This is a genomic window from Candidatus Zixiibacteriota bacterium, from assembly GCA_040753495.1.
Taxonomy (GTDB): Bacteria; Zixibacteria; MSB-5A5; order GN15; family PGXB01; genus DYGG01.
Genome location: JBFMEF010000164.1, coordinates 1 through 8,160, shown reverse-complemented (window position 1 = coordinate 8,160; position 8,160 = coordinate 1). Strand labels below are relative to the sequence as shown.

10 protein-coding genes are annotated in these 8,160 nt (G+C 53.4%); all 10 read left to right on the top strand.

What is annotated here, in order from left to right:
* A partial coding sequence (locus AB1690_10750) for a hypothetical protein (GenBank protein MEW6015791.1) occupies window positions 1-1,139 on the top strand: 1,139 nt, incomplete at its 5' end.
* Window position 1,140: 1 nt separating this feature from the next.
* On the top strand, window positions 1,141-1,317 hold the full coding sequence (locus tag AB1690_10745) for a hypothetical protein (protein MEW6015790.1): 177 nt from the start codon (window positions 1,141-1,143) through the stop codon (window positions 1,315-1,317).
* A 1-nt stretch (window position 1,318) separates the two neighbouring features.
* Window positions 1,319-4,306 carry a hypothetical protein gene (locus AB1690_10740; GenBank protein MEW6015789.1) on the top strand — a complete coding sequence of 996 codons (2,988 nt, stop codon included), beginning with the start codon at window positions 1,319-1,321 and terminating at the stop codon, window positions 4,304-4,306.
* Window positions 4,296-4,733, top strand: a complete 438-nt coding sequence (locus tag AB1690_10735) for an NlpC/P60 family protein (protein ID MEW6015788.1) — start codon at window positions 4,296-4,298, stop codon at window positions 4,731-4,733. The genes AB1690_10740 and AB1690_10735 overlap by 11 nt, the downstream gene beginning before the upstream one ends.
* A gap of 2 nt (window positions 4,734-4,735) precedes the next feature.
* Window positions 4,736-4,927: a hypothetical protein gene (locus AB1690_10730; protein ID MEW6015787.1), complete on the top strand. Its 192-nt coding sequence runs from the start codon at window positions 4,736-4,738 to the stop codon at window positions 4,925-4,927.
* A gap of 20 nt (window positions 4,928-4,947) precedes the next feature.
* Window positions 4,948-5,085: a hypothetical protein gene (locus AB1690_10725; GenBank protein MEW6015786.1), complete on the top strand. Its 138-nt coding sequence runs from the start codon at window positions 4,948-4,950 to the stop codon at window positions 5,083-5,085.
* 17 nt (window positions 5,086-5,102) lie between these two features.
* Window positions 5,103-5,465: a hypothetical protein gene (locus AB1690_10720; GenBank protein ID MEW6015785.1), complete on the top strand. Its 363-nt coding sequence runs from the start codon at window positions 5,103-5,105 to the stop codon at window positions 5,463-5,465.
* Complete coding sequence (locus tag AB1690_10715) at window positions 5,446-5,688, top strand: hypothetical protein (GenBank protein MEW6015784.1); 243 nt, start codon at window positions 5,446-5,448, stop codon at window positions 5,686-5,688. Before AB1690_10720 ends, AB1690_10715 begins: the two co-directional genes overlap by 20 nt.
* The gene (locus AB1690_10710) at window positions 5,685-6,167 is read left to right on the top strand and encodes a hypothetical protein (protein ID MEW6015783.1); all 483 of its coding nucleotides are present in this window, start codon (window positions 5,685-5,687) and stop codon (window positions 6,165-6,167) included. Before AB1690_10715 ends, AB1690_10710 begins: the two co-directional genes overlap by 4 nt.
* Window positions 6,168-6,378: 211 nt before the next feature.
* A partial coding sequence (locus AB1690_10705; protein MEW6015782.1) for a M14 family zinc carboxypeptidase occupies window positions 6,379-8,160 on the top strand: 1,782 nt, incomplete at its 3' end.

The following is an 8,160-nucleotide window of genomic DNA, read 5'->3' as shown; positions in this document are numbered from 1 at the left end:
TGATGATTTCGGCCTGGGACAAGGAATGTTTCCTCAAGATGGGGCTGCGCACCGGAATAATCTCGACCCTGCAGCGCCCCGCGCCGATTCTGGTCAACGGATATCCCGGCGTCAGGATTGTCCAGGATGATATCATCAGTTATCAGATTTACCGCCGTCCCGATGGGCTGGAATGGGAGATTGTTCTTGCTTCCAAACCGGTCGGAAACCGGTTCGCCTTCCCGATTCAGACCGAAGGGCTGGATTTCTATTACCAGCCACCCTTGACCCCGGAAGAGATTGCCGAAGGATGTATCCGCCCCGACAGTGTGGTCGGCTCTTATGCCGTCTATCACTCCAGCAAGCGATGGAACCGGCGGAATGTCAATCCGGCGACCAAAGATACCACCTACGAATTCTACGGCACCGGCAAAGCCTTTCATATCTTCCGACCGGTGGCGCACGATGCCATAGGAATGACAACCTGGTGTGACTTAGAAATTACTAAAGATTCTCTCATAGTCACGGTGCCGACCGCGGCGCTCAATTTCGGGAAATATCCGATAACTATCGACCCGACCTTCGGGCAGACCACGGCCGGAGGCTCCGGCGACAATATGGGACTCTACCTTCGCGGGGATGGTCCCCATACCTCGCCCTCCGATGCCGGAGGGGCGACGGTGGACTCGATAATGTGGTATTGCTATAGCGTAACCAGCCCCCAGAACAACAATCTCATTGCCGGTATCTACACCGATGAAAGCCCCGACATCAATCCGAATTTGAGGGTTTCCTATCAAGCCAGCAGCGGCGATGCCGTCAATTTCAGCGGAGATGAGGGCGGCACCTGGATTAAGCATATAAATTTCACCGGCACGCTGTCGGCTTCGACCGCCTACCATTTTGTCTGGCTTACCGACACTAATGCTTCAACCGCTATTAAAATCGCTTACGACACTTACTCCGGTATTGAGAGAAACTCGACTGCCGGTTATCAATATGACCAGTTTCCGACTCTGCCGAGCGATGCGTCGGGATATACCTGGGTTTCCAACACCAGCCGGAGGGCTTCAGCGTACTGCGCCTACACTGTCTCCAGCGGCGGCGGCACTGTGGTCTCAAGAAGGAGACGAGCGATAATTCTGGGAGGAGATGATTAAGATGACGGAGAAAAATGTTATTGGCAAACTGACGGTGACCGGAATCAAGGAGATGTCGGACGCAGAGTATAAAAGACTTTTAGACTGGCTTGATAAGACTAAACGATTCTTGAGCCGGAGCCGCAAGGAGCTGGCCAATGATTTCCGCGCCCGCCTGTTGGGCAGAGAAGAGGGATAGAATGAAAAATCTGAAACGGTTTCTGCTGTTTGCTCTGGCCGTCTGGACCGGAACCTCAGTCCTGGTCAATGCCGGCTTCCTCGGCGTGAAGAAATCGACCGAGAGTATCGTTTTCCGACTGCAGAATCCGCTTGATTCGGCCGGAATTCCTGGCAAGCCGGACAGCGCCCATATCTTCACCTATGCCGACAACGCCGTAAGCAACGCCTATGCGGCGCGCTCGACTACCTATCCTTTCTCCGATATTTCGATTGACACCACCAAGAATTATGGCGACACCGCCTACTGGTTTGTCGATGCCATTGCCGATATCGATGGTCCTGGCGGGAATATCCAACTGGGAATAGATGTCGTATTGTGGTATAAGAAGCTGCCTACGCATACGTTTGCCACAGTGCAGGTTATTTCTGACTCGCTCAATGTGGCGGTCGATACCGCCAAGCAGGCTCGTATCGGCTGGGACAACGACCTGATTGCCGAAGCCAACCGGACGATTACGATTCCGAATGACGGCATCACCGGAGCCAAGATTGCCGACAATGCTATTGGCTCAACCGAACTGGCGGCGAATGCGATAACTTCGGCGGAGATAGCAGACGGGGCGATTACTTCCAGCAAATTCGGCACGGGAGCGATTACCTCCACGGTCATAGCGGACGATGCCATAACGGGCGCGAAGATTGCTCCGGCCAGTATCGGCTCCAGCGATTTCGTAACCGGAGCCATCGATGCCACGGTCATTGGAGCGGGAGCAATCGGAACCAGCGAAGCGCCGCTTCTGGCGAACCTCGATGCCACGGTCTCCAGCCGGTCGAGTTTCAATGCCGCCAGCGATTCGGTGACGGTGGATGTATCTAATTATCTCAGCACACTTTCCCAGCAGACACTTCAGCTGGGCTCGCTGAAGCTTAAACCAGTCGTTACTAACGATACTGGACTTGTCGTTTTTGCCAATGGCGGTGCGCCGGCGGCGGTTATCTATGGCACCAGCACCGGAACCAGCGGCGGATTGGTCATCAGGGCGGGTGGCTCAGGAAACGCGGCCGGTTTAACGGCGATTGGAAACGGCACCGGTTCCGGACTTTATGCGGTGGGCGGGGCGACCGGACACGGTGGAACCTTCCTCGGTGGAGCGACCAGCGGTTATGGGTTCACAGCCCAGGCTCAGGCGGGCAACTATGCCGGCGCTTATTTCCTGGGTGAAGGCTCCGGAGCGGGCGCAGTTATCTCTGGAGACCAGTCCAGCGGAACCGGCCACGGCTTAGATATCCAGGCGGGAGACGGCGGCGGGTATGGTCTGAATGTCTATTCGCCTAATAGGCACGGCGCGGTTATTACCGGTGGCGCGCTTAACGATACCGGGCTATATGTCACCGGAAGCACCGGCATTGCCACGAATCGGGTCGAAATCAAGGGTGACAACGGAAGTAATTACTCCCTCAGAGTTTATAATGGCACCGGCACAGCAGCGAGAATCGAAGCGGCTGGAGCGACCGGCGAGACCGCCTATCACGGCTTAGAGTTGCGCGGCTCCGGCGGTGGCGCCGGACTGAAAGCCCAGGGCGGCGCTGACGGCGAGGGGGGCTCGTTCCTCGGTGGAACATCCTCCGGCAAAGGAATGCAAATAGCAAATCAGGGCGGCACAGAGGAAGGACTTTATGTCTATTCCTTCGCCGATGACGGCGCTGAATTTGTCAGCGGAACCGGTTCCGGCGATTACCCGATTGTGGGGGATATTTATGGAAACCTCATCGGTTTCACCAAGAACTTCGCCGTTGATAATATCGTCCGGAACGGCCGCTTTGAATTTGATAGCGCTACCGCGGCTAATCCTCCTGACGAATGGACATATGGGATTAACACTGACAGCGTTCGCTCCACCACTGACGGCGTATTGGGGAAATGGAAACTCCGCTTTGCGGGACATATTTCTGGCAATACTACGGTCTATCAATATCTGCGTCTCAATCCGGGTCTTTATGTTTTAATGGCAAAAGGATTGGTGGAAGCCGTCGGTGATAGTTTGGCGGTCTGTATAGATGGCACCACCTTCAGCAATCACGGTTGGACCGACAGTCTTGTCATCACCGAACGCACCAGCGAGTATGTCTGGGTAGACACTTTTGAGGTAACCAGTTCGTTTCTTTACACCATCGGGGTCTGGTATCACGGTGCGGCGGTCGGGGACACCGCCGTCATTGACAATATCGTTCTGATTCCGGTCGGGGTTGTGGGTGGCTCGGCATCAATTACGGAATCTGATAAGGATGAAATTGCCCGAAAGGCGGCGGATAGTATTTGGAACGAGCCACGGACGGGGCATACGACTGCCGGAACATTCGGATATTATCTGGATGCCCAGATATCCGGTATCGCCACCGGCAGTTGCGCCGGTTCAGGGGATAAGTCTTGGACGATATTTGTCAAGGATACTACTGGTGGCGGCGAAGTCCTGAAATCGACCGCCACGGTTACCCTGCGGGATATGGGCGGCACCGAGAAGGGGATTCTCACCACCGATAATTACGGCAAGGCGACCTTTCTGCAATTTTCCGGAGATTACACCGTCTCTGTGATGTTCGCCGGCGTGAAAGTCAACCTCGACACGCTGACGCTTTCCGCTAATGGCCAGATTGACACGGTGAAGGTCGGCCATACCGTCCTGCCGGCGTCGGGTTCTCCGCTCCTGGCGACTCTCTTTCTCACCTACTACCAGGGCAGTTCGCCGGTCAAGGGAGCGGAGTTAATAGTTCGGAATGACAATGTCGCATTTGATACCACGCAGGGGACATTGATTGGGCCATTTTTCGATACCGACAACACCGACGCGCAGGGCACGGCTTCAGTCTTTGTCCCTAAAACATATATCTATAACGATTCCACTCTCGGCGTCTATGATGTGACTCTGAAGTATCGCGGGAAAATTATAGGGCATTGGCCCGGGTTTAGCATCCCCGACCAGGATACGGTGAGAATTTATGTTAGATGAGACTCCGAAGCCTCTCGATATCGCGCGTCTGACGGCGATCAGCTATATCGGGACACACTATCTCTGGGGTGGTGACGACCCGCTGGCGGGTTTTGATTGCTCCGGCTTCGTCATTGAGATTTTGCGTTCGGCCGGAAAACTTCCCCTTGACGGCGATTGGACGGCGGCCGGACTATTTGAGAAATTTCGCAAGAAAGAAGTTCTCGCGCCCTTCTCCGGCTGTCTGGTCTTCTATGCCGGGGTCAACGCCAGAATCTTTCATGTGGAATTCTGCCTTTCGGATAAGTTCTCCGTAGGGGCTTCCGGTGGCGACAGTACGACGGATGATATAGCAGATGCTATAAAGCAGAATGCTTATATAAAAATCCGCCCCATTCAGAGGGCGAATTTTCTGATGAAATTTGTCGACCCCTTCGCGGAGGATTGAGAATGCCGCTCTGGAGAAAATATCTCATTCAGAAGAGCATAGACATGGCGATTATGTTTGTAGGTCTGGCCGCCAACGGATTTCTGATATATGAGAGTTTCGACCGCGAAGGGCTGGATATTTATTTCATTCCGGCCGTACTCGGGGCGGCCGCGATAATCTACGCTATCAAATGGAGATGGAAGGCATTTTAACCGGAAGGAGGTGATCCTTTTTGCCGTCAGTAAGCAAAGCGCAGCGCCGCAAGATGGCCGTGCTGCATGAAAAGGGAGAGATTTCCGACAAGCAGTGGGAGCATATGAAGAAGCTCAAGGCGGGCGCTCCAGAGCGGAAATCAGCCAAGAAGAAATAGAAAGGAGCGAACAATCTATGGATGGATTTTCCAAGGTCTGGCAGTTGGTGGTTCTTATCGCCACCGCCCTGCTGGCCATTCTCTCAAAGTATGTGCCCGGGATACCCAGCGAAGCCTTTCTGGGGCTGCTCACCTGGGTAGGCGCCTCGATGATAGGGCAGATAATTGGACCGCCTGGCGGAAAGCCGGCCTATCAGACGACCGAGTTCTGGCTGGCGATAGGCATCGGCGCTCTTAAAGGGGCCTTTCCTGATTTACCGGAGGAATCGATATATGCCATTCTGACATATGTCGGGCTTCGTCCCATTGTCAAAGGGGCGGCCGGATTCAGTCTTGGCGCCGGAAAGGTAGGTAAGCCCAGTGTCTCGGATTCTCAATGAGCATGGCGAGCCGATTATCCCGCAATTTGAGTTCAGGCCGGTCAGAAAGAAGCCGGTGGAAGTGGCGGCGGCCGGACCGGTTGAATCGGTTCTCTATGTTGAGACGCTGGAGGGCCTTCTTCGCGCCGAGCCGGGTGATATGATAATCAGGGGCATAGCCGGGGAGCTTTACCCCTGCAAGCCGGAAATTTTCAAGCAAACCTACGAGGAGGTGACAGAGTGAAATCGCTTTTCAGGCTGACTCTTATAGCGCTGTTTGTTTTTATTGTTTCAGGTGAAACTTTTGCCTTCGCATACAAGGTCACCGATGAGACGACCGCTTCTTTCATAACTGGCGTTCGCTGGGACGAAGGGAAGATAGCGGTTACGATTGGTTCTACCATTCCGGTCAGCGGGAATGTTTACGCCATAACCTACGGCGATGCCGGAACGGGCGGAACCCTGGGGACAGAGTTTTGCTATCTGTTTCATCCGCTGCCGAGTAAACCGTTTTATATTGGACCCCTCGCCGGACCGGGACTCCAGAGTAACGGCGGACAGGGAGACGCCATCAATTATCTTACCGGCGCAGCTGGAGTAGTCGCGGCATACGGCGGAAAATGGGGAGGCTGGGGTGCGGCCAAATACAAGTTCAAATTGGAAGAGAACCAGTTTTTGAATAACTGGCTTCTCGGCTGTGGACTTTTCATCAAGATTGAGTGAGATGCCGGCGCATTAGCCAAACTTTTTCCCCTTGTCTGATTAAGTTATTGCGGGTCATCGGCGGATGACGGATTCAAATCCCCCCTTCCGCAGAAGAATGACCCGCAGTTTCAAAATCTGCGGGTCTTATTTTTGTCTGAATTTCCGCTTTGAAAAGCCGATTCCTTATCTATATTATGTCAAGAAATTTCACGCCTTTCAGGAGCACCGCATGAGTTCTCGCTGCTTAATCGCCTCCCTTTTAGTCCTTTTTGCTGTCGGCTGGAGTGATGTCTCCGCCGTCGATATGCCCAATATGCAGGTCCGTATCTATATCGATACCAAGGCGCAATACCTGCAACTTCGTTCGCTTCATCTGGACCAGGTCTGGGAAGAGAAAAACTACATTGAAATCCTGACCGATTCCACCGAACTGGCGCAACTCCAGGCGCTCGGTTACCGGACGGAGGTGGTAATCGCCGACTTTGAGGCATTCGGCCTGGCGCGACTCGCCGCTAAAGATATGGGCGGTTACAAGACTCTTAGCGAAATAAATGATTATATCGACCTGCTGATTATATTCTACCCGGAACTGGTTTCTGAAAAGGTCAGCATTGGTCAGACCATCGAGGGACGCCCCACCTGGGCCGTGAAAATCTCCGACAATCCCAATGTCGATGAAGATGAAATAGAGATTTTATATACCGCCGCCATTCATGCCCGCGAAGTAATAACGCCGGAAGTTCTCTTCTATTATATGGATTTTCTTCTGGGTAATTACGGTGTCGACCCGCAGGTCACGTATCTGGTGGACAATCGTGAAATGTGGTTCGTACCGGTGGTCAATCCCGATGGCTATTACCATAACGAGGTCATCGCCCCCTCCGGGCAAGGATTATGGCGCAAAAATCGTCGCGACAACGGCGATGGCTCCTTCGGCGTTGATTTGAATCGCAATTTCGGTCACGCCTGGGGATATGACGATATCGGCTCCTCTCCGGATGGCAGTCAAAACACCTATCGCGGCACGGGACCTTTCTCGGAGCCGGAAACGCAAAATATCCGCGATTTTATCATCGCGCACAATTTCCTGATTACGGTCTATTATCATTCCTACTCCAATCTGGTTCTCTGGCCCTGGGGCTATGTTCGTTCCGTTACGCCCGACAACGACATTTTTGCCCAGATGGGAGACTCCATCGCCGCCTATAACAGTTACGACCCGGGACCGTCCTGGTCGCTCTACCTCGTCAACGGTGATAGCGACGACTGGGGGTACGCCGAGCAGACCGCGAAAAACAAAAACTTTGCCATCACCTTGGAAGTGGGCAGCTATAGCGACAATTTCTGGCCCCCCTTAAATCGGGTGGCGGCGCTCGTCTCAGAGAATCTTCAACCAAATCTCTTCATCGCCCGCGTGGCTGAGAGAGTTTATCAATTGAGAGCTCCGCAAGCCCCCACATTGTTGCTAGCTGATTCTGTCGATGCCGCCAGTTATTCTGTCGATTGGAGCCACCATGACACCTTGAATCCGGCGGTACAATATGAACTGATGGAACTTCAGAATAAAGGTCGGGTCATTGATTCCGCCAAAAACTGGAACAACTGGCTCAACAACGGCTTTGTCTTCTCCAGCACGCGCTATCACTCCAGCAACTCCAGTTATTATTCAGGCGCTCAGAGCAGCAGCGTCAAGTATTTCACGGCGCAAAATCCTATCTTGGTGCTCCCCAATGACACCCTCCGCTTCTGGACTTTTTATGATATCGAAACCGATTTCGATTACGGGTATGTCGAGGTCTCGCTCGATGGCATTTCTTTTCAGCCTATACCGGGCAACATCACCACCACCAATGATCCTAATGGCAACAACCGCGGTCACGGTATCACCGGAGCCTCGGTCGGCTGGATAGAGGCGAGTTTTGACCTGTCGGCATTTGCCGGCAACAACATATTCCTTCGTTTTACTTACGAAACCGACGCCTATGTGCTGGAAGAGGGAATGTACATAGAT

What these genes read in the sequence shown, in the direction of transcription:
- AB1690_10745 (MEW6015790.1), top strand. Translation starts at nt 1,141, where the DNA reads ATGACGGAGAAAAATGTTATTGGCAAACTGACGGTGACCGGAATCAAG.
- AB1690_10720 (MEW6015785.1), top strand. Translation starts at nt 5,103, where the DNA reads ATGGATGGATTTTCCAAGGTCTGGCAGTTGGTGGTTCTTATCGCCACC.
- AB1690_10730 (MEW6015787.1), top strand. Translation starts at nt 4,736, where the DNA reads ATGCCGCTCTGGAGAAAATATCTCATTCAGAAGAGCATAGACATGGCG.
- AB1690_10735 (MEW6015788.1), top strand. Translation starts at nt 4,296, where the DNA reads ATGTTAGATGAGACTCCGAAGCCTCTCGATATCGCGCGTCTGACGGCG.
- AB1690_10740 (MEW6015789.1), top strand. Translation starts at nt 1,319, where the DNA reads ATGAAAAATCTGAAACGGTTTCTGCTGTTTGCTCTGGCCGTCTGGACC.